The organism is Sphingobacterium sp. PCS056, assembly GCF_023273895.1.
GTDB lineage: Bacteria > Bacteroidota > Bacteroidia > Sphingobacteriales > Sphingobacteriaceae > Sphingobacterium.
This window is the reverse complement of record NZ_CP096883.1, coordinates 4,983,650-5,005,442: the sequence shown is the minus strand read 5'-3', so window position 1 is coordinate 5,005,442 and position 21,793 is coordinate 4,983,650. Positions and strand designations below refer to the sequence as shown.

General features: G+C 36.2%; 20 protein-coding genes and 1 tRNA gene. 18 read left to right on the top strand and 3 right to left on the bottom strand.

The annotated features are described in order from the left end of the window. Window positions 1-214: 214 nt before the first annotated feature. The gene (gene dxs / locus MUB18_RS21010) at window positions 215-2,158 is read right to left on the bottom strand and encodes a 1-deoxy-D-xylulose-5-phosphate synthase (protein WP_248754538.1); all 1,944 of its coding nucleotides are present in this window, start codon (window positions 2,156-2,158) and stop codon (window positions 215-217) included. 76 nt (window positions 2,159-2,234) lie between these two features. On the opposite strand from dxs, the gene MUB18_RS21005 reads away from it, so the two are divergent. The 4 genes from MUB18_RS21005 to MUB18_RS20990 all read left to right on the top strand — a co-directional run bounded on the left by MUB18_RS21005 (window position 2,235) and on the right by MUB18_RS20990 (window position 6,051). Continuing rightward, a complete protein-coding gene (locus MUB18_RS21005) occupies window positions 2,235-3,641 on the top strand; it encodes a PLP-dependent aminotransferase family protein (RefSeq protein WP_248754537.1) in 1,407 nt (468 codons plus the stop codon). A gap of 88 nt (window positions 3,642-3,729) precedes the next feature. Beyond that, window positions 3,730-4,236, top strand: coding sequence for an N-acetyltransferase (locus MUB18_RS21000; RefSeq protein ID WP_248754536.1), 507 nt, complete (start codon window positions 3,730-3,732; stop codon window positions 4,234-4,236). A gap of 242 nt (window positions 4,237-4,478) precedes the next feature. Further along, a complete protein-coding gene (locus MUB18_RS20995; RefSeq protein ID WP_045753473.1) occupies window positions 4,479-4,823 on the top strand; it encodes a YciI family protein in 345 nt (114 codons plus the stop codon). Continuing rightward, the gene (locus tag MUB18_RS20990) at window positions 4,810-6,051 is read left to right on the top strand and encodes an RNA polymerase sigma factor (RefSeq protein WP_248754535.1); all 1,242 of its coding nucleotides are present in this window, start codon (window positions 4,810-4,812) and stop codon (window positions 6,049-6,051) included. Before MUB18_RS20995 ends, MUB18_RS20990 begins: the two co-directional genes overlap by 14 nt. A gap of 307 nt (window positions 6,052-6,358) precedes the next feature. Here the strand turns inward: MUB18_RS20990 and MUB18_RS20985 are convergent. After that, window positions 6,359-6,443, bottom strand: a tRNA-Ser gene (locus MUB18_RS20985). 121 nt (window positions 6,444-6,564) lie between these two features. Between MUB18_RS20985 and MUB18_RS20980 the strand changes: the two genes are divergently transcribed. The 13 genes from MUB18_RS20980 to MUB18_RS20920 all read left to right on the top strand — a co-directional run bounded on the left by MUB18_RS20980 (window position 6,565) and on the right by MUB18_RS20920 (window position 20,506). Further along, entirely contained in the window at window positions 6,565-8,607 is a 2,043-nt protein-coding gene (locus tag MUB18_RS20980) for a M13 family metallopeptidase (protein WP_248754534.1), read from the top strand. A gap of 98 nt (window positions 8,608-8,705) precedes the next feature. Next, complete coding sequence (gene rplU / locus MUB18_RS20975; protein ID WP_045753476.1) at window positions 8,706-9,017, top strand: 50S ribosomal protein L21; 312 nt, start codon at window positions 8,706-8,708, stop codon at window positions 9,015-9,017. Between the two features lie 42 nt (window positions 9,018-9,059). After that, a complete protein-coding gene (rpmA, locus tag MUB18_RS20970) occupies window positions 9,060-9,323 on the top strand; it encodes a 50S ribosomal protein L27 (protein WP_045753477.1) in 264 nt (87 codons plus the stop codon). A gap of 172 nt (window positions 9,324-9,495) precedes the next feature. Next, window positions 9,496-10,239 (top strand): hypothetical protein, encoded by a 744-nt coding sequence (locus tag MUB18_RS20965; RefSeq protein WP_248754533.1) that lies wholly within the window; start codon window positions 9,496-9,498, stop codon window positions 10,237-10,239. A 3-nt stretch (window positions 10,240-10,242) separates the two neighbouring features. Beyond that, a complete protein-coding gene (locus tag MUB18_RS20960) occupies window positions 10,243-10,839 on the top strand; it encodes a hypothetical protein (protein ID WP_052627545.1) in 597 nt (198 codons plus the stop codon). A 205-nt stretch (window positions 10,840-11,044) separates the two neighbouring features. Then, window positions 11,045-12,007, top strand: coding sequence for a formylglycine-generating enzyme family protein (locus MUB18_RS20955; RefSeq protein ID WP_094772789.1), 963 nt, complete (start codon window positions 11,045-11,047; stop codon window positions 12,005-12,007). Between the two features lie 31 nt (window positions 12,008-12,038). Then, complete coding sequence (locus MUB18_RS20950; RefSeq protein WP_045753480.1) at window positions 12,039-13,352, top strand: Gfo/Idh/MocA family oxidoreductase; 1,314 nt, start codon at window positions 12,039-12,041, stop codon at window positions 13,350-13,352. 15 nt (window positions 13,353-13,367) lie between these two features. Beyond that, window positions 13,368-14,408, top strand: a complete 1,041-nt coding sequence (locus MUB18_RS20945) for an FAD:protein FMN transferase (RefSeq protein WP_248754532.1) — start codon at window positions 13,368-13,370, stop codon at window positions 14,406-14,408. 7 nt (window positions 14,409-14,415) lie between these two features. Further along, the gene (locus tag MUB18_RS20940) at window positions 14,416-15,336 is read left to right on the top strand and encodes a hydroxypyruvate isomerase family protein (protein WP_248754531.1); all 921 of its coding nucleotides are present in this window, start codon (window positions 14,416-14,418) and stop codon (window positions 15,334-15,336) included. Window positions 15,337-15,425: 89 nt separating this feature from the next. Further along, window positions 15,426-16,676 (top strand): nucleoside permease, encoded by a 1,251-nt coding sequence (locus MUB18_RS20935; protein ID WP_045753482.1) that lies wholly within the window; start codon window positions 15,426-15,428, stop codon window positions 16,674-16,676. A 37-nt stretch (window positions 16,677-16,713) separates the two neighbouring features. Next, window positions 16,714-18,402: a GMC oxidoreductase gene (locus tag MUB18_RS20930; RefSeq protein ID WP_045753483.1), complete on the top strand. Its 1,689-nt coding sequence runs from the start codon at window positions 16,714-16,716 to the stop codon at window positions 18,400-18,402. A 19-nt stretch (window positions 18,403-18,421) separates the two neighbouring features. Continuing rightward, the gene (locus MUB18_RS20925; RefSeq protein WP_045753484.1) at window positions 18,422-19,852 is read left to right on the top strand and encodes a Gfo/Idh/MocA family protein; all 1,431 of its coding nucleotides are present in this window, start codon (window positions 18,422-18,424) and stop codon (window positions 19,850-19,852) included. 21 nt (window positions 19,853-19,873) lie between these two features. Further along, a complete protein-coding gene (locus tag MUB18_RS20920) occupies window positions 19,874-20,506 on the top strand; it encodes a gluconate 2-dehydrogenase subunit 3 family protein (RefSeq protein ID WP_094772787.1) in 633 nt (210 codons plus the stop codon). Between the two features lie 56 nt (window positions 20,507-20,562). Here MUB18_RS20920 and MUB18_RS20915 read toward each other — a convergent pair whose 3' ends face one another. Beyond that, window positions 20,563-21,288 (bottom strand): acyl-[acyl-carrier-protein] thioesterase, encoded by a 726-nt coding sequence (locus MUB18_RS20915; protein ID WP_045753486.1) that lies wholly within the window; start codon window positions 21,286-21,288, stop codon window positions 20,563-20,565. A gap of 205 nt (window positions 21,289-21,493) precedes the next feature. Here MUB18_RS20915 and MUB18_RS20910 point away from each other — a divergent pair, with 205 nt between their 5' ends. Next, window positions 21,494-21,760 carry a hypothetical protein gene (locus tag MUB18_RS20910; protein WP_045753487.1) on the top strand — a complete coding sequence of 89 codons (267 nt, stop codon included), beginning with the start codon at window positions 21,494-21,496 and terminating at the stop codon, window positions 21,758-21,760. The last annotated feature ends 33 nt before the right edge of the window (window positions 21,761-21,793 follow it).

Sequence of the window (21,793 nt, the reverse complement as noted above, 5' to 3'; positions counted from 1 at the left end):
CACTCGTGTGGATTATTTAAAAAAAGAGGGTTTTCTTTTTGATTGTGATTTGCTTCGCATATATTAGATGTTAGTCAAAACATAGACTTTAATAGAGAGTTTATATCTCTAATATTACCCTGCATAAGAATTGAGAAAGAGATGAATAAGATTAAACCCGTGCATATCGGTTTAATCTTATCAAATAATATCCACCAAACACAATTGTAAGGCTTTATCTTTCTTTGCGGTGGGTTTTTAAGTTATCCCTATTATCACTGTTTTGGATGGTAGTGGAGTAAAGTGATGATACAAGTTTTACAATAGCCTTGTGATCATATCCATATAATCTATGAAGTTGTTCTTGCGTACCTTGTATTGCAAATTTATCGGGCAAACCTAATCGTTTTAAGGTTGCATTATAGCAGTTTTCTATCATAAATTCCATTATTGCGGATCCTACACCGCCGGAAATAGAGCCGTCTTCAACAGTAATTACTGTTGAAAATTGGCTGAATACTTCATGAAGAAGATCCTCGTCAAGAGGTTTAAAAAATCGTAAGTCGTAATGCGCTATATCCATCTGTTCTAACAGCAATTCTTGACAAGCTGCTATTACATATTGCCCTACGGGTCCAAGGGAAAGTATAGCAATATGTTTTCCAGACTTAATTCTTCTACCTTTCCCGATTGCTAACTTTTTAAAATTACTTCTTGGATTTCCAGATCCTGAACTTTTTGGATAACGAATAGCGAGAGGTCCTTTTATCGTATTAGACTGTGCTGTAAATAGTAGATTTCTGAAATCTTCAAGATCCATTGGTGAGGCTCCGGTTATGTTTGGTATACAACGAAGAAAACAAATGTCAAAAGCACCATGATGTGTAGGGCCATCTGCACCAACTACTCCTGCTCGGTCTATGCAGAAGATAACAGGTAGGTTTTGTAAGGCGACATCATGGATAATCTGATCGTATGCGCGTTGTAGAAATGTGGAGTATATAGTGCAGAATGGCAGCATGTTGTCAGCAGCAAATCCTGCCGAAAAAGTGACGGCATGCTGTTCGCTGATACCAACATCAAAGACACGCTCAGGCATTTCTATCTTCATTTTATTTAATGCACTACCCGAAAGCATAGCCGGCGTGATCGCTATGATACGCGGATTATCTTTTGCAAGAGCGATTAACGTATCACCAAATACTTCCTGATAGGTTGTATTAAGGCTTTTAGTACTGCTTTTATTTATTTTTGCTCCTGTATATTTGTCGAAAGTGCCTGGTGCATGCCATTTAGATTGTTCAGTCATTGCAGGTGCAAACCCCTTTCCTTTGACTGTAATACAGTGCAATAATTTCGGGCCAGTTATATTTTTGAGCCGTTCCAATGAGTTAATCAGTTTTTTTAGATCATGTCCATCAACAGGTCCAAAATAACGAATACCTAATGTTTCAAATAGATTGCTGTAACGGATTGCTCCAGCTTTAATCGCTTTTTCTAATTTTCGAATGGTGCTAATAGCCCATTTTTGAGATGGATTTGCTGCTGAAAGGAGAGTTTTTAAGTATAACCTTAAATGATTATAATGCTTTTCGCTCGTTAAATCCGTGAGGTGATTTTGCAATGCTCCGGTATTGTTATCAATTGACATATTGTTGTCGTTCAATACTATTAGCATATTTGGTTGCTCATATCCAGCATTATTCATGGCTTCAAAGGCCAATCCTGCGGTCATTGCACCATCTCCAATAACGGCGATATGTTGACGGTTGTGCTCTCCTCGGTATTTGGCAGCGATAGCCATCCCAAGGATTGCTGAAATAGAAGTAGAGGAATGTCCTGTTCCAAATGCATCAAATTCGCTTTCATCTATGTTTGGAAAACCGCTGATACCTCCTAACATTCTATTGCTATAAAATCTTTTTCTCCTTCCAGTAAGTAATTTATGAGGATAGGCTTGATGTCCAACGTCCCAGATCAACTTATCTACAGGTGTATTAAATATATAGTGTAACGCAACGGTGATTTCGACAACCCCTAGACTAGAACTAAAATGTCCACCATTTTCAGAAACATGATCGATAAGGAAAGCTCGTAAATCTTCACAAACTTGCTCTAGAGATGGAATTGATAAATTTCGTAGATCGACTGGACTATCGATGAGATGGTTTTGTAGCATGTACTTTTTTTCTCAAAGGTAAATTACTTAGATTTGTGATACAGATGCAGAATGTGTAAATACTAGCAGTACAGATATGAAAGCGTATAAATTTGAACTATTTACCAGTACTATTGAAAAGAATATAAGAACTGGTATTTTTAAACCAGGCCATAAATTACCTTCTGTACGCGAATTAAAAGAAGAATATAGATTAAGTATTAGTACTATACAACATGGATACGAGTATTTGATGATCCAGGGTTTGGTAGAAAGTGTTCCAAAATCAGGTTATTATGTTTGTTACCGCCCTGAGTCTTTTAAAAAGGAATTAAAATCCAATCTTATTCCAACTGTCAGAGATGCCATATTCAGTAATCATCTTCAACTGACCACCTCATTACGTTCTGATCGTAAATTTTCAGAATTTAATGTAGCAGCTCCAGGCGACTTACTGATCCCACAGAAGTTAGTTTTACGAACTATGCAGCAAGTGGTGAGAGAGCAAGGGGCAGGCTTACTACGCTATTATCCATCAAATGGCTCACTCGAGTTAAAGGAAAATATCATTAAACGTGCGGCTGCACATCGTAGCGTTATCCATATAGACGAATTATTGGTTACAGACGGCGCCCTACAAGCCCTTTATATAGCTTTAGCTTCTACATGTATGGCTGGAGATATCGTAGCAGTAGAAAGTCCCTGTGTATTCTCGATATTGGAGGTCATAAGAGTTTTAAATTTGAAAGTCATCGAAGTTCCAATAGATCCCGATATCGGTTTTGATATTGACTTTTTCAGAAATGCTTGTCATCACAATAAGATCAAAGCCGCAATCTTAACACCTAATTTTCATAATCCAACTGGAATATTAATGTCTGATGAACATAAATTGGCTTTGGTAACTATAGCTTATCAATATCATATAGCGCTTATCGAAAATGATATTTATGGTGATCTAAATTTCCACGGCACACGACCTACAACATTAAGAAGTTTCGATGAAACCGGTTTAGTTCTTACTTATTCATCTTATGCGAAAACCTTAGCTCCAGGAATACGGTTAGGTTGGTTAGCAGCAGGTAAATTTATGGAACGAGCAGAACAGATTAAATTCTCCTTGGGTAGTACCGTTTCACCAATTTATCAAGAAACGGTCAACAAGCTGTTGACTGGCAGCAGTTATGACCGTCATATTAGAGCATTTAAGGCACAGCTTGCCAAGAATGCTTATTTTACGGTTAATTTGATTTCGGATAACTTCCCTCAAAAAACAGCTGTGTTAATACCTTCCGGCGGTTATAATATTTGGGTCAAGATGCCAGATCATATAGATATGGACTATTTTTATAAAAAATGTGAGCAGATTGGAGTTCGGTTTACTCCAGGCTTTACTTTTTCATTTTCAGGTGCTTTTGATCACTATTTTCGAGTGGTATTTGCTGATAAATTTTCTGATCGAAAAATTGAAGGAATTAAACTTGCTGGGCAGCTATTTAAGTAACCCCTGTACTGGTGTATGTTTCATAACCTGTACGGGTTATTGTTTGAAAAGAGTTCTAGTTTTGCAGATGTACATTTATTTAGCAAATATGAACATAATAGCAAAATTTACAGTAGCAACAGAGCAAAGCTTAGATATTCTTGTCAAATTGACACGTCAACTAGCAATAGAAAAGTTTTCCATGCTTCTTGATCCACAAGTCATGGAAAATTATATAAACCAATATTTTAATACAAAAGCTTTGGTCGTTGAACTGAATAGCATGTCAAATCAATGGCTAGTGGTATATGTGGATGATCAACCGGTGGGCTATGCCCAAATTACTTCAAAAGGTAAGAGAAACCCTTATTTAGAAGAGAAAAGAGCTATTCGTATTGCCAATTTTGGAATATTAAAACAATATGATTTACCTGTAGTTTGCGACGTATTGTTTCAAAAGTGCTTAAGTGTTTGCAAATCATATGAAGTAATCTGGATCCATGAATATATGCAAAGTCCCTGGATGGAGCTTTTTGAAAACAATGGGTTTTCGAAGGAACATGAAACCTACCAACTCGATGAATTGCCCCTTACTTCATTATATCTAATGAGATAATTTGCTTATAAATATTTTAGTATTTGGACAAAACCAAAGTTTATGTTAGGCTATCAATGTTCTGATAGAGAAATTATATTAGGATCGTATTCCGTTTTTTACTAAATTAAATAACCATTTGATCGTTATTTCATGTAGCATCAAATTTTGCAGAAATATAATTTTAAAAAAATGTCCCGAATTGCTAATCTAATTTGTCATTAGGGTAAATAGTTTATTCATTAACCTTAAAAAAATTAAAAATGAAAGAATTCCTAATGCTAATCCGTGAGTCTGCTGCTTATGGAAATTTATCTGTAGAAGATATGCAAGTTGATATTCAGGAGCATATCAATTGGGTCGAAGAATTAGTCGCAAATGGACATTTCTTAGAAGGAAATCCATTAGAATCTACTGGAGTTACTTTAAAGCTAAATGTCATTTCAGACGGCCCATATATAGAAACAAAAGAGTGTGTAAGTGGCTATTACAAACTATTAGCAAACAGTTTAGCAGAAGCGACTGAATTAGTGAAAAGCTGTCCAGATCTTAAGAATGGCGCGACTTTAGAGTTAAGGGAAATTATCGATACTGATGAACAACAGTGATCATAATACGATTAACAAATTTACAGATCATCTTTTCAGGGAATCCCATGGAAAGATGATCGCTTTATTGTCTGCAAAATTTGGTTACCAACAAATTGATAATATCGTTGATGCGGTACAAGAGGCTTTTGAAGTCGCATTAAATGAATGGAAATACAAAGGAATTCCAAATCATAGTTTTGCTTGGTTGATTCAAGTCTCTAAAAACAAATTAATTAATAAAATCAAACGTGAAGCTATTGGTCGTCATATTACATGTCAATTTCATGCTGAAGATCTACAGTTAGATCCAGATGAAGCAGAAGATAGTCTGATTAGACTTTTGGTTTACTTTTCTAAAATTAATCTTTCTGACCGAAATAAGGTTATCATTGCATTGTTTTATTTATGTGGTTTTGGATATATCGAAATCTCTCATGCATTGATGCTACCCCTTGAAACAATTAAAAAGATGATAGTTCGTAGTAAGAGCATGATTAAGGATTTTGCTATTCAATACGAAGATTATGACCTAAATGTTTTGCATAAGGAAATGCCTTATCTACTGCATGTTTTATACCTGATGTTTAATGAGGGTTTTAAATCATCCCGAAAAAATGGCTCCATACATCATGATCTATGTTTTGAAGCCATTCGATTAGCAGTTTTAATCAAAAATTATCAACAAGAAAACTGCGAATTGAATGCGATTTTAGCTCTATTCTTCTTTCATATAGCTCGATTTCCAGCACGAATGGATAATAACATGTGGATATCTATGGAGCATCAAGACCGAACATTATGGGATAAAAATTTAATTGCTGAAGGTTTTGCTTATTTGAATCAAATAGATCTAAAGAAGAACAGACTAAATAAGTATTATTTAGAAGCATTGATTGCCTCCGTACATTTATCTGCAGTTCAATATGAAAAAACAAATTGGCAATTGCTTTCAAAACTATATACACAATTGACATTATTAGAACCCACAATATCGGTTGAAATCAACAAAATCATTGTTGAAAGTAATTATTTACCAATAGCAGGGTTAATAGAAAAAATAAAAAATTTTGAACCTGATCTAAACGAGTTCCTCAAATTTCCCTTTTACACTACATTGGCTCATCTTTATGAAAAAAATAAGATGAACCAATTGGCTTCAACATATTATTTACGCGCTTTATTACATACTAAAAATCAGTTTGATAGAGATTATATTGGTCAAAAAATCACGAAGATAGTCCAGTAACAGGATTTTATATAAAATTAGCCGTTAGTAAGTTAAGCTTGCAAAACATAATAAATTGAGAAAACCCCAACTAGATAGTTGAGTTTATTTTTTGATAGCGGAAAGGGAGATATGGTTTCACGATCCCTAATCGGGAGGTTTCATCTAGCGATTCATTTTAGAGAGACCCTAGCTAACCATCTTTTAGGGGCTCACTATGGTCTCGCTGGAAATGAGAAGTATTGAAAAAAACGATATGAGTATATAAAAGAAAAACCCTACAAATCGTAAATTTATAGGGTTTTGATACGTTTTCCTTGTTAGGATGCGGAGAGGGCGGGATTCGAACCCGCGGTACCGTTAAGTACACACGCTTTCCAAGCGTGCTCGATCGACCACTCTGACACCTCTCCGTAGTCTACTGGCAAAAATAGAAGTATAATTCTATTTTCCAAAACAAATTTCAGCAAAAAGTGTTATTTCCGCATTAATAAAAAAACTACCTTTACTTAAGGTGTTTGAAATTAGAAAATTATGGTCAATAAAAAATTATGGGCAATATTGCCAATTGCTGCTTTAGCATTTGGCTGCCAATCCAATAAAAGTTCAGATCAAAAACAAGCAGATCGAACAGTGTTTTTAGATGTATCAGGCATGGACACCACAGTACATCCAGGCGATAACTTCTTTATGTATGCCAACGGGCAATGGTTAAAAAAGACCGTTATACCACCCTCAGAATCAGGTTGGGGATCATTTTATACCCTTAACGATGAAAATCTACAAAAGCTTCATGGTATATTGGAAAAAGCGGCACAGTCTAATAGTAAAAAAGGGACTGATCAACAGAAAGTTGGAGATTTCTATACCAGCGGGATGGATACAATCACGATTGAAAGGCTTGGCATTAAACCTATTGAAGATCAATTGAAAAAAATTGATGGGTTAAAATCTATTGATGAACTTATTGCTTACAGCGCTGATGGTTTTAAAGAAGGAAATGGAGATCTATTTTCCTTCTATATTGCTGCAGACGAGCGTATGAGCAATAAAAATGCAGCTACCTTTGTTCAAGGTGGTCTTAATCTTCCTGAAGCTAGCTATTACCTAGATCAAGATGATAAGGCTAAGAAGATCCGTGAAGCATATACGAGTTACCTCACCAAGTTATTTACATTAGCAGGTCAGCAGGCAACAGCCAAAGTGAATGCCGAGTCTGTTTTGAAAATAGAAACTGCTATTGCTAAATCGCATATCAGTCCTGTTGAATTACGAGATCCCATTAAAAATTATAATAAAGTAGCTGTGGCTACATTTCAAAAGCAAACTCCAAACCTCAATTGGAATGATATTTTAGGAAGATTATCGATAAAAACAGACACATTATTGGTGCAACAACCTAAGTTTTATGTTGCTCTAAATAATTTGTTGAAATCGGAGTCATTGGATACATGGAAAATGAAGTTGAAAGCAGACCTCTTGAACAGCTCTGCTCAAGCTTTGACAAAAGACTTTCGTAATGCTCAATTCGAATTATATGGCAAGACCCTGCAAGGTCAAAAAGAGCAAAAGGAACGTTGGAAATTAATGGTGAGTACAGTAGATGAAAGCTTAGGTGAAGTCATCGGTAAATTGTTTACAGATGAATATTTTAAACCTGAAGCCAAGAAAAGAATGCTTGAGTTGGTCAATAATCTTGAAATCTCTTATCGCGATCGTATTGAAAAATTAGATTGGATGACCCCTGAAACTAGGAAAAAAGCCATTGATAAACTGCAGTCTTTTACTAAGAAAATCGGATATCCAGATAAATGGAAAGATTATTCAGATGTTGAAATCAATAAAGATAGCTACTATTCAAATTTACAATCAGCATCACGTCACGCTTATAAAGAAATGATCGATAAGATGGGCAAACCGGTAGATAAAACAGAATGGCTGATGACAACGCCAACCGTTAATGCCTATTACAATCCTCCATATAACGAAATTGTATTTCCAGCAGGAATACTACAGTTTCCTTTCTTTGATGCCAATGCAGATGATGCGATTAACTATGGTGCTATCGGTGCAGTGATTGGACATGAGATGACTCACGGTTTTGATGATCAAGGTCGTCAGTACGATAAAGAAGGAAATTTGAGAGATTGGTGGACTCCAGAAGACGCGACCAAGTTCACAACAAAAGCCAATCAGGTGGCAGCATTGTATGATGGTTTTACCTTATTAGACAATCAGCATGTCAATGGAAAATTGACATTAGGAGAAAACCTGGCTGATATAGGAGGATTAAACATTGCATTTGATGCTTTCAAAAAAACAAAACAAGGTCAAGAATCAACAAAAATAGATGGATTTACACCCGATCAACGTTTCTTTTTGAGTTTTGCTCAAGTTTGGCGCATCAAGAATAGCGATGAAAGAATGAACATGCGCTTAAAAGTAGACCCGCATAGTCCAGAAGAATTTAGAGTCAATGGACCAGTCTATAACATGGAAGCATTTTATCAAGCATTTCAGATTCCTAAAACAGCCAAGATGTATGTGGCACCAGAAAAGCGTGTTGCCGTTTGGTAGGGGGAGAAATAAAAAGTGTAATATATTTTAGAAATTGAATAATAATTGCTAATTTTGCCGTTCATTAACAATAAACACATTTAATTAATTTATTAACAATGTACGCAATAGTAAATATAGCAGGACAGCAATTCAAGGTTGCAAAAGACCAATTTCTTTTTGTGCACCGCTTACAAGGAGATGAAGGCGCTAGTATTGAATTTGACAATGTATTGTTAGCAGAAGATGGTGGTAAATTCACAATCGGTACTCCGAACGTGGCTGGTGCTAAAATTTCGGCTAAAATTTTGTCTCATTTAAAAGGTGATAAAGTTATCGTTTTCAAGAAAAAACGTCGTAAAGGCTACAAAAAGAAAAACGGTCACCGTCAACAATTCACTAAAATCCAGATCACTGGTATTACATTATAATTGAATTTTTAATCAGACATTAGTCTTAATCTAAGATAAGAAATGGCACATAAAAAAGGTGCGGGTAGTTCCAAGAACGGCCGTGAGTCACATTCGAAACGTCTAGGTATCAAAATCTTCGGTGGTCAAGCTGCTATCGCTGGTAACATTATTGTTCGCCAACGTGGTACAAATCACAATCCTGACTTAAATGTTGGTATTGGTAAAGACCATACGTTGTTCGCTTTAGTTGACGGTAAAGTAGTTTTCCGCAAAAAAGCAAACAATAAATCTTATGTTTCTGTAATCCCTACAGAGCAAGCATAAGTTTTTGCTACACAATATTTGTAAAAGGCGTTAAGTTTACTTAACGCCTTTTTTGTTTTTCACCCTAATTACGAGCTTGTTAATATACTTGAACATAATTATTTGTATCAATAATAAGAGTTTGGTACAATTTTATACGTAAAAAGCAGTTTATAGATAATATTAAACGTTCATGATTTTTAAAAGTCTATCATACGGTATTCCAGCAGTTAGCTTATTACTACTATCATCCTGTAGTTCGATGTATATGCCCAATGTCCCAGCAGCCCCTATGTTCAAAGATGCAGGTGAGGTATATGTTTCTGGAAATATCAATTTAAAAGGAAATGTTTCTGCAAGTGGTGGGGTCGCTGTTTCAGATCATATTGGAGTGATTGCAAATGGTTCTTATATAGATCGAAAAGATAGTCCAACTGATTTTGCTCAAAAAATGGGCGAATTAGGCATCGGATATTTTACTACTTTTGGACAGCGACGCAATCGTATTTTAGAAGTATATGCTGGATATGGAATAGGAACTGTGAATGAAGTGGATACCAGAACATCAACCGCTGGCCCCGCTGTCGTTGAAAGTAGAGATATGGATTTTGATAAGATATTTGTTCAGGTCAATTATTCTTCTACAAAAAGACAAAAGATACATTTATTTGGTGGAGATCGCGCATTAAATTATGGAACAATTTTAAGAGTATCCCATGTGAATATGACTGATTTTAAAATTGATCAGGTACATGCACATAAGGAACGTAATGTATTGATTGAACCTGTATTTTATACCCGTATGGAAGTGGGGCGTGGCTGGCAGATACAATATATGACAGGAATGAATTTTGGATTGATGAGTAATGATTATTTAAAAGCAGGTCATCCTATCAATAGCTTAGGAATTCTTTATAAATTTGGAAGGAAAAATTAAATTATGATAAACGTGTTGAAAAAGAATTGGTTATTCGCATTTGTGAGTATCGCAATCTTGACTAGCTGTGGAGTTAGCAGACAAAAAGCCCAAATTGAAAATTTAGGCAAATGCAAATACGATATACAATCCGTAGATAGTATCCGTGTGGCAGGTACTTCTATTCAAAAGATTGTTAAATCAGATGGTATTGATCTTTCAGCATTGCCAAGTGTAGCATTAGGGATGTTGCGTAAAAATATACCGTTAGATGCTGTTGTTCGATTGAAAATTCAGAATCCGACTCTTAAGAAAGCTGCTATCAATCAATTTCAATATATTATCTTATTTGAGAAAAAACAATTAGCAGAAGGTATTGTCAATCAGTCGATATCGTTAGATCCAGGGCAATCAACAATAGCATCGGTGCGATTGAATACTAATATTTATGACTTGATCAATAACGGTGATTTAGCAGGATTTATCGGATCTAATTCCAATACAAAAAAGGGATTATTTACAATTAAGATAAAACCTTCAATCAATATTGCAGGTAAGTCAATTTTTTATCCGGGCTATATTACAATAGACAAAGAAGTGAGTCGTAATATTTTATTGTAATAAAATACGTCTGTACTACATTAAGGCTTGTGAAACTTTGTTTTACAAGCCTTATTTTTTTTAAGCACTTATCATTTTTAACTTTTGTAATAAAAAAGTTATGAGGCTTATTGTTTATAATACACAATCAAATTAATATCTTAGACAAATAATACGTCTGGATTAGTGGGAGGGTGATGACCAATTATTTATAGAAAAAAATAAAATGCATAAAAGTTTACTTGCTCTTATCTTGTTAGGAATTTCTAGTACGTCGTTTGCACAGCAAAAGGTGGAAAGTTATGTACAAGAAATAAAGGGTACAAAATTGAAATTTGATATGGTTGCAATTCCTGCTGGAGTATATAAACAAGGCGGAAATGTAAAAGCAGATGAAAAACCTATTCATGAAGTGAAAATAGCACCTTTCTGGATTGGTAAGTATGAAGTAACTTGGAATTTATTTGAACCCTTCTTGTATAAGGATTACGAACTAACTCAAAGTTTAGACGGCAAGATAGCACCAGAAGTTGATGCAGTTACACGTCCTACAAAGCCTTATTTGGACATGACTTTTGGTATGGGTAAAGAAGGGCATCCTGCCTTAGCCATGACACATTATAATGCCATTCAATTTTGTAAATGGTTGTATGTTCGTACAGGAGTTTTTTATAGACTTCCAACTGAAGCAGAGTGGGAATATGCGTGTCGTGCAGGAAGTGACAAAGCATTTAGTTTTGGCGATGATGCATCTCAATTAGATCAATATGCTTGGCATAAAGGAAATAGTGATGGATCTACACATCTTGTCGGCACTAAGAAACCAAATGCATGGGGTTTATTCGATATGCATGGCAATGTTTCTGAGTGGACTTTTGATCAATATATTGAAGATTATTATAAACAATTTGAAGGTAAAGTAGCAGACAACCCAGTTGCAGTACCTACAAAATTATATCCAAATAGTGTAAGAGGTGGTTCTTTTGATAGCGAACCTATGGATTTGAGAAGTGCCGCTCGGTTGGCATCAGATCCTTTTTGGAAGCAATTAGATCCACAGATTCCTAAGAGTAATTGGTGGTTTCCTGAGGCACCATTTGTGGGGATGAGGTTGGTAAGACCAGTTACTCCACCTTCACATGAGGAGATCATGGCTTATTATGATAAAGCTCCAATTAAAGATTATTAAAATATCAATTATAACCCTAAATACCTAAAATATGGAAAAATTTGAACGTCGTGATTTTTTAAAAACGACAGCAGCTATTGCAGGTGGGACAGTTTTAAGTTCCATGCCTATCGTAGGAGCATTTGCAGCAGGAAGTGATGTGATTAAAGTTGCATTAATCGGTTGTGGAGGTCGCGGTACAGGTGCAACTTTTGATGCTTTAAGCTCTGGTTTCAATATTAAAGTTGTAGCATTAGCTGATGCTTTCAAAGATAATTTGGATAGCACTTATAAAACTTTAAAAGATAAATGGCAAGATAAAATCGATGTATCTGATCAACATAAATTTGTTGGATTTGATGCCTACAAAGAAGCCATTAAGTTAGCGGATGTTGTTATTTTAGCAACTCCTCCTGGGTTTCGTCCGATGCATTTCGAAGAAGCAGTTCGCCAGGGCAAACATGTATTCATGGAAAAGCCAGTAGCTGTTGATATCCCAGGCATCCGTAAAGTTTTAGCAGCAGCTGAAATTGCTAAAAAGAAAAAATTAAATGTCGTTGTAGGTCTTCAACGTAGATATCAAACAAATTATCGAGAAGCGATCAAAAGAATACATGATGGTGCTATCGGTGATGTTGTTGCAGGACAAGTGTACTGGAATAGCGGTGGCGTGTGGGTAAGACCACGTAAACCAGGACAAACAGAAATGGATTACCAAATGCGTAACTGGTATTATTTTAACTGGTTGTGTGGAGATCATATCGTAGAGCAACACGTACATAATATAGATATTGCCAATTGGGTAAAAGGTGCATATCCCGTACGTATTCAAGGTACAGGTAGCCGTGCACATAGAACAGGTAAAGAGTATGGAGAGATCTATGATAATTTTGCATTGGAGCTAACGTATCCCGATAATTCGGTTGTGTACAGTCAGTGTGCTCACTTTGAAGGTGTCACTAACAGAGTTGATGAGCAGTTCCAGGCAACAAAAGGTCGAGCATACCTATCTGCAAATGGCCAAGCTGTACTTTGGGATGCCAAAGGAAATGAAATCTATCGTCATGATCCTAAAGGTAATCCAAATCCTTATCAACAAGAACATAAAGAATTGTTCGAGGCAATTTCAAAAGGAGAATACAAATTTGATAATGCCGAATATGGAGCTTACAGTACTTTAACAGGTATTATTGGTCGTATTGCGTGCTATACAGGAAAAGTCATCAAGTGGGATGCGGCATTGAAATCGGACATTGATATTATGCCAGCAAATTACGCATGGGATGCTTTACCAAAAGTATTACCAAAAGAAGATGGTTCATATCCGGTAGCAATACCTGGTCAGAATACAAATTTATACATTTAATAAGGGGATGCATTCATGTATTTTAAATCATGGATACTGCTCTCAATAAGTTTGTTCAGTTTGTGCGGCATCGCTGCTACACAAATTGAACAAACTTCTTATTTTGTACAACCTCTCCAAAAAATTGTCTTGTCAGGGCCTGCACAGGGCACCTCTTACCACATAACATATTTCGATCAATATGAACAAGTTTCAAAAAATGATGTCGATAGTATATTAAAAGTGATCGATTTATCCATGTCAATCTATAATCCATTGTCGACAATCAGTCAGTTTAATAAACAGGAAACAAATATTGTCAAACTGGATCGACACTTTCAAAAAGTAGTTGAAGCATCATTTTACTACCATCAGATCACGAAAGGTATTTTTGATATCACTGTAGCACCTCTTGTTCAGTTATGGGGATTCGGTACTACACAAATCAAGCATTTTCCCGATTCCAATAAAATTACTTCCACTTTATCGTCGGTTGGGATGAACAAATTGATCTGGGAAGCACCCTATCTCAAAAAATCAAGACCCAACATTAGTATTGATGTAAATGGTATCGCTCAAGGATATTCGGTCGATGTATTGGCTGAATTTCTTGAAAATAAAGGTGTCAAAAATTATATTGTTGAATTGGGAGGTGAAATGCGTGTCAAAGGCAAAAATTTGCAAGGTGATTTTTTTAAAATTGGCATCGAAAGACCAACTTCAAATCATCATTTGCAAACAGAGGTAGTATGTATTAAATCTGGGGCGCTAACCACGGCCGGCAATTTTGAGAAATATATGATGAATGGCAAACAGAAAATCAGCCACCATGTCAACCCATTAACTGGATATATGTTTTCAAGTCCCATAGTGAGTGTGACGGTATATGCAAAAACTGCTATGGAAGCCGATGCTTTAGATAATTATTTTATGGCACTGACACCTGACGAGATATTAGATTTTGTAAAGAAGAGGAAGAATTTAGAAGTTTATATTATATTTAACAATGAAAGGGGAGAAATAGAAGAAAAATACTCAAAAGGGTTTTCTGATTTTTTTCTACAAAAAGCAACATAATGAAATTATGAAAAGATCTGATTTTTTAAAAAATACCTTACTGGTAGCTGGTTCAGCAGTGAGCTTGACCACCTTAGCAGGAGAGCAGCAACAGAAAAAAAATAAAGCTGGAGCCACATTTAATTTGGATTATGCACCCCACCAAGGAATGTTCAGTGCTACTGCAGGCAAAAGTTTTGTTGATGAGATCAAATATATGCACGAGTTGGGATTTCGAAGTATCGAAGATAATGGTATGACGGGGCGTAGTATTGACGAACAAAAGAAAATAGGTGAAACCTTGGCGGCTTTGGGTATGCGTATGGGTGTGTTTGTTGTTCCAAAAGGCGGGAACGGTGCCAATACATTAGCAGCAGGAAAACAAGATTACATCGATATCTTTCTGAAAGGCTGTAAAGAGTCTGTAGAAGTTGCAAAACGTGTAAATGCAAAATGGGTAACGGTCGTACCTGGCGACTATGAACGCAATTTATCAATCGGTGTTCAGACGGGTAATGTCATTGAAGCATTAAAAAGAGGAGCAGAGATATTCGAACCTCATGGTATTACCATGGTATTGGAGCCATTAAGTGATACTCCCGATCTATTCCTAAGATATTCGGATCAAACGTACGAGATTTGTAAAGGAGTAGGAAGCCCTTCATGTAAATTATTATATGATGCCTATCATATGCAAAAAAATGAAGGAAACTTGATACATAAAATGAATGAATGTTGGAGTGAGATCGCATATATCCAAGTAGGAGATAACCCTGGTAGAAAAGAGCCTACAACAGGTGAGATCAACTACAAAAACGTCTTTAAATGGCTTCATGAGAAGGGCTTTAAAGGTGTAGTGGGCATGGAACACGGCATGTCCAAAGGAGGCAAAGTGGGAGAAGAAGCTTTGGTTAACGCATACAGAGAAGTAGATAATTTCTTAGTGTAATTTGTACAATTGTTTTTTTTATGCTAGATTGTCATATTAAAACCAATTATTGATAAAAATCTCTTATTTTAAAATAAACTAAACATATAATGTCTACATCTATTAGATTTAAATTGTCGTTCATGATGTTCCTGGAATTCTTTATCTGGGGCGCATGGTTTGTTACATTGGGTACCTACCTAAGTAAAAATTTACAAGCACAACCGCTTGAAATTGCGAATGTCTTTTCTACCCAATCATTAGGAGCTATTATCGCCCCTTTTATTATCGGTATGATTGCCGATCGATACTTTAATGCAGAGCGTATACTTGGTGTATTGCATGTAGTTGGTGCTGTTCTGATGTATCAAATGTATAACGCTACTGAAATATCATCATTTTACCCTTATGTATTGGCTTACATGGTATTGTATATGCCAACACTATCATTGGTAAATTCGGTATCTTTCAGACAACTAAGCAATCCTGAAAAACAATTTTCCAATATCCGTATCTGGGGTACAATCGGTTGGATCGTGGCAGGTTTATCGATCAGTTACCTATTTAAATGGGATGCAGCAGAAGCATCTTCTGCCGGTGCTTTGAAAAATACCTTTTTAATGGGAGCGGTAGCATCATTAGTATTAGGTTTATTTTCATTCACTTTACCTAAAACACCTCCCGTTAAAATTGAATCCGATCAAAAACCTTCGTTTGCATCCATTATTGGTTTAGATGCAATCAAATTATTGAAAGATCGTAACTTCTTGATTTTCTTTATTTCTTCCATATTGATCTGTATTCCTCTAGCATTTTACTATCAAAATGCTAATCCGTTTTTAGATCAAATTGGAATGGAAAACCCGACAGGCAAAATGACTATTGGACAAATTTCGGAAGTCCTATTCTTATTAGCATTACCTGTTTTCTTTTCTAAATTTGGTTTTAAGAAAACAATTTTAGTGGGTATGCTTGCTTGGGCTCTAAGATATATCTTATTTGCATATGGCAACGCCGGCGATCTTTCTTTCATGTTGATATTAGGTATTGCTTTACATGGTATTTGTTATGATTTCTTCTTTGTATCAGGTCAAATTTATACCGATAGTAAGGCAGGTATTAAATATAAAAGCGCAGCTCAAGGTTTGATCACATTAGCAACTTATGGAGTAGGTCAGCTGATTGGATTCTGGGTAGCAGGATTTATTGGTGAAAAATATGCGTATCTTCAAGAAGCTAATGTTGCTGATTTCTGGAAACAAACATGGATTATTCCAGCAGGAATTGCATTCGTAGTTTTTATTATTTTCTTGGTTGCTTTTAAAGACGAGAAAGTAGAAAATAAAGTTATATCCGAATAAAAGTTAATTAAAAAACTAAACTAAACATAAATATAAAATGGCTGAAAATAACACTTATGATGCTATTGTCATTGGTTCAGGAATCAGTGGTGGATGGGCAGCAAAAGAATTGACAGAAAAAGGTTTAAAGACCTTGATGTTGGAGCGTGGTCGTAATATTGAGCACGTGAAAGATTATCCGTCGCCGAATAAAAATCCATGGGATTTTCCGCACGCAGGTGGTCGTACACAACAAATGATCAAAGATCGTCCTGTTTTGAGTAGAGATTATCCTTTAAATGAAAAAAACTTAGACTATTGGGTGAATGAGCAAGAAAGTCCTTATACCGAGACAAAACGTTTTGATTGGTATAGAGGATATCATGTAGGTGGTCGTTCATTGATGTGGGGAAGACAATCTTATCGTCTTGGTGATTTGGATTTCGAAGCAAATTTAAAAGACGGTCACGGAGTCGATTGGCCTATTCGTTATAAAGACATTGCACCTTGGTATAGCTATGCAGAGAAATTTGCAGGTATCAGCGGTAATCGTGATGGTCTAGATGTTTTACCTGACGGTGATTTCATGCCAGCAATGGCGATGAATATCGTGGAAAAAGATTTAGCAGCTCGTTTGAAGAAAGAATATAATGGTAATCGCCATTTTATTATGGGAAGAACAGCTAATATTACTGTTCCTCATCACAATCGTATCAACTGTCAATATCAAAATCAATGTTGGTTAGGTTGTAACTTTGGCGCTTATTTCAGTACACAGTCGGCAACTTTACCAGCTGCGGTAGCGACAGGTAATTTGACATTACGTCCTTTTTCTATTGTCACGAAGATCATATATGATAAGAATACAAAGAAAGCTAAAGGAGTGGAGATTATTGATGCAGAAACAAATCAAACCTATGAATTTTTCGCTAAAGTAATCTTTGTAAATGCATCTGCATTTAACTCAACTTGGGTCTTGATGAATTCGGCTACTGATGTTTGGGAAGGCGGACTTGGAAGTAGCAGTGGCGAGTTGGGTCATAACGTAATGGATCACCATTTCCGTTGTGGTGCCGGTGGTACAGTTGAAGGATATTTAGACAGTTATGTTTTTGGTAGAAGACCAACAGGATTATATGTGCCACGTTTTGTGAACGTTGCCGGTGACGAAAAGAAACGTGATTATGTACGTGGTTTTGGTTATCAAGGAGCTGCAGGTCGTGGTCGCTGGTCTGGAGAGGTCGCAGAGATGAGTGTAGGTGGCGCATGGAAAGATGCGATTACCGAAGCTGGTGATTGGAGCGTAGGTTTTACTGCTTTCGGGGAGATTTTACCATACCATGAAAACAAAATTAGCTTAGACAAGACTAAAAAAGATAAATGGGGTCTTCCTGTATTATCAATGGATGTTGAAATCAAGGATAATGAGTTGAAGATGCGCGGTGACATGCAAAACGAGATGAAAGAGATGTTGGAGAAAATTGGTGTTAAAGACACATATACCTACGATAATGTATATGGTTTTGGTCAAGGTATCCACGAAATGGGAACAGCTCGTATGGGTAGAGATCCTAAAACATCTGTTTTAAATGGTAACAATCAGGTTTGGGACGCGTTAAATGTTTTTGTAACAGATGGTGCAGCGATGACATCAGCAGGCTGTGTTAATCCTTCATTAACGTATATGGCATTAACAGCCCGAGCGGTTGATTTTGCTGTAAGTGAACTGAAAAAAGGCAATCTATAATCATCAATAAATCTAAATTATGGAAAAAAATAATTCATCAAGAAGAGACTTTCTAAAAAAAGCAGCCTTGTTTGGAGCTGGAGTAACAATTTTACCTCGTCATGTTTTAGGAGGTACTGGTTTTACAGCACCAAGCGATATGTTGAATGTTGCATCTGTAGGGGTTGGTGGTATGGGTGGATCAGACGTTTCACGATTTGCCGCTAGCGGAAAAGCAAATATTGCTTATTTATGTGATGTAGATACACGTCGTGCCGCAGACTCAGTAAAGAAATTTCCAAAAGCAAAATTTTATAAAGATTATCGTGAAATGCTCGATAAAGAGCATAAACATATCGATGCTGTTTCAGTGTCAACACCAGACCATCAGCATGCAATCGTAGCTTTGGCTGCGATGCAGTTGGGCAAGCACGTGTACGTGCAAAAACCATTAGCACATGATGTGTGGGAAGCCCGTGCATTGACACATGCTGCCAAAAAATATAAAGTTGTAACCCAAATGGGCAATCAAGGAGCATCAGGTGATGGAGTGAGACAGATGAGAGAATGGGTTGATGCAGGTATGATCGGCGATCTGAAAGAAATTTATTGCTGGACTGATCGTCCAGTATGGCCACAAGGAATCCAATGGCCAACTCAAAAAGCAGAAGTGCCAAAAGAACTGGACTGGAACCTTTGGTTAGGTACTGCGCCAAATAAAGATTACGTTGAAAAATTAATTCCTTTTAACTGGAGAGGTTGGTGGGATTATGGAACTGGTGCATTAGGTGATATGGGCTGCCATAACATGGAAGCACCATTTAGTATCTATGGTCTACAATATGTAAAAGATGTACAGGCAACTGTAGGCTCGGTATATGTTGATGAATTCAAACGAGGATATTTCCCAGAAAGTTGTCCACCGTCCAGTTATGCGGTTATGACTTTTCCAAAGACCGACAAGACAACAGGTGATGTTAAACTGCACTGGATGGATGGCGGAATTCAACCACCAAGACCAGAAGAATTAGGACCAAACGAAGCTTTTGGAGACGGCGGTAATGGTATTTTATTTATCGGTACCAAAGGTAAAATATTAGCTGATACCTATGCCGCAAATCCAAGATTGCTGCCAACATCTGCTTCTTATACCAATCCAAAACAAAAGTATGCACGTGTTAAAGGTGGTGCTGATGGTCACTGGGCGCAATGGGTAGAAGGATGTATTGCTGGTTACGGTAATATGCAGATGTCTTCACCTTTTGAAATCGCTGGACCATTAACAGAAGCCTTGCTAATGGCTAATTTAGCCATTCGTGGATCTGATTTGAAAGTGGATAATAAGTATCCAGGAAGAAATTTACGCCTATTATGGGATAATAATAATATGCGTGTGACTAATTTTGATGAAGTAAACCAGTTCGTAAAACGTAATTATCGTCCAGGCTGGGAAGTAAATTATACATTTTAAGTATTAAAAAAGAGATTGATTATGAATAGAAGAGAAGCAATTCAGCGTGTAGCCATGTTGATGGGAGGCGTGGTCATCGGCTCGAGCCTTTTTCTTGAAGGTTGTTCACGCTCTGCTACTAAACAAGTAGAAGTTTTATTTGAACCTAAGACTACTGATCTATTGGGAGACTTAGCAGAAGCTATTTTACCAAAAACCTCAACTCCAGGAGCAAAAGAAGCTGGGGTAGGAAGTTTTATTCCTGTAATGGTTAGAGATTGTTATACTGACGAACAGCAAGCTGTTTTTATGGATGGAATTAACAACCTAGATAAAAAAGCACAAGAGTTAATGAAGAAAAACTTTTTGGATCTTTCTGCTGAAGAACGTACAAGTTTTGTGAATTTATTAGACAAAGAAGCAAATGAGTTTAATAAAAAACAGGATGAGGAAACAAAAGAAGAACGTGAAAAGAATGCAGTTAAGCAGAATGAATTATATCGAGAGGTCGCTGGTAAGCCACCACATTGGTTCACGATGTTTAAACAATTGACCTTAACGGGCTACTTTAATTCAGAACTTGGATTAACAAAAGCATTACGCTATGTTAAGATCCCAGGAAAGTTTGATGGAAATTATCCGTATAAAAAAGGCGATAAAGCTTTTGCAGGTTAATTTGCTTTATCATCATATAAAAAGGGGCTGTATCATCAAATTTGATACAGCCCCTTTTATTTTGTTTCAATTTCTAGAGCAAAAGATATATGTTCCTGCTTAGCAACGGTCATGAAATAGCCCAATTCAGTTGAATTGCCACTAATTTCCACCGTATCATTATAGCGAAGTTCTCTCAAATAATTCATTTCTATAGCAGCTATTTGATTGGTTAATACCAGTTCCATGGGTAGTCGGTCCATGCACCAATCCAAGTATTTAACATTGTTTGCGTGATTGACAATATCTAGATCCGATATTTTAACCGTATAGTTTTCTATTGATTTGACTGCCTGAGCTAAATTCAATTTTGAAAAAGGTTTTTGCGTACTAAAGCGATCAGGAAAAGTTTTAAAATTTCCGAGAGCGATTGCCAATTCTTCAGGTCCTCTTTTCACCGTATTGATTACAGCCCAATAACTGCTTGCTGCCACATACAGTTGATTATTGACATAAACTTCAAAATTACGGGTAGATTTAGCCCCCTCTAGTCGTTGAATCCAAGTTTTAATAGTCACTTTATCCATCCACTTTGGCAAACGACTTATTTCAAATCGGATACGGCTTAGAACCCAGGTTTGATTATTCTTCGCCATTTCTTTAAAACCAAAGCCAGAGATAGTAGCATGCTCACCAGCTGTCAATTGCAATAAGTTAGAAAGATCAGAATAGCGAATTCTAGCATTTGAATAGCATTGTGTAAAATTGATCTCCCAGTTTTTTTCAAATGTTGAATTGTCCATTTTTGATAAATTTCAACAAATTTAGGGATAATTATACGAGTGATGATCTGGATTTGTAAAATAAATGTTAAAAACAAAATACTATTGGTATTTTATTTAGGAATTCTTACATTTAAGTAAGGTTAAGTATATGTTATAACAATTAGGAACGTTATAAATGAAATGGCTTATTTAATCAAATTGTCAATTATAAATTATTAGGAGTATGATCGGAGAATTGATAGAAAAAGAACAAATCTCTTCATTCAAAATTGTTGCAGCGAATGAAGATAGAACTCAGACGTTCTTAGAAACACTAAAAGGGGCTTTACGATTAGGTAATGAATTCAAGTCCAAGACAACGATCGCTTTTCAAACAGAGGCTGGTCCCAAGAGAGTGGAAACAACAGTTTGGTCTTTAACAGATAAGTATCTTCAAATTAAAAGTGGTGTGTTGATCCCACTGAGATCAATTTTAGCAATAGAGTATTAAATATTATAATTTGCAATAAAGAATAAAAAGTGC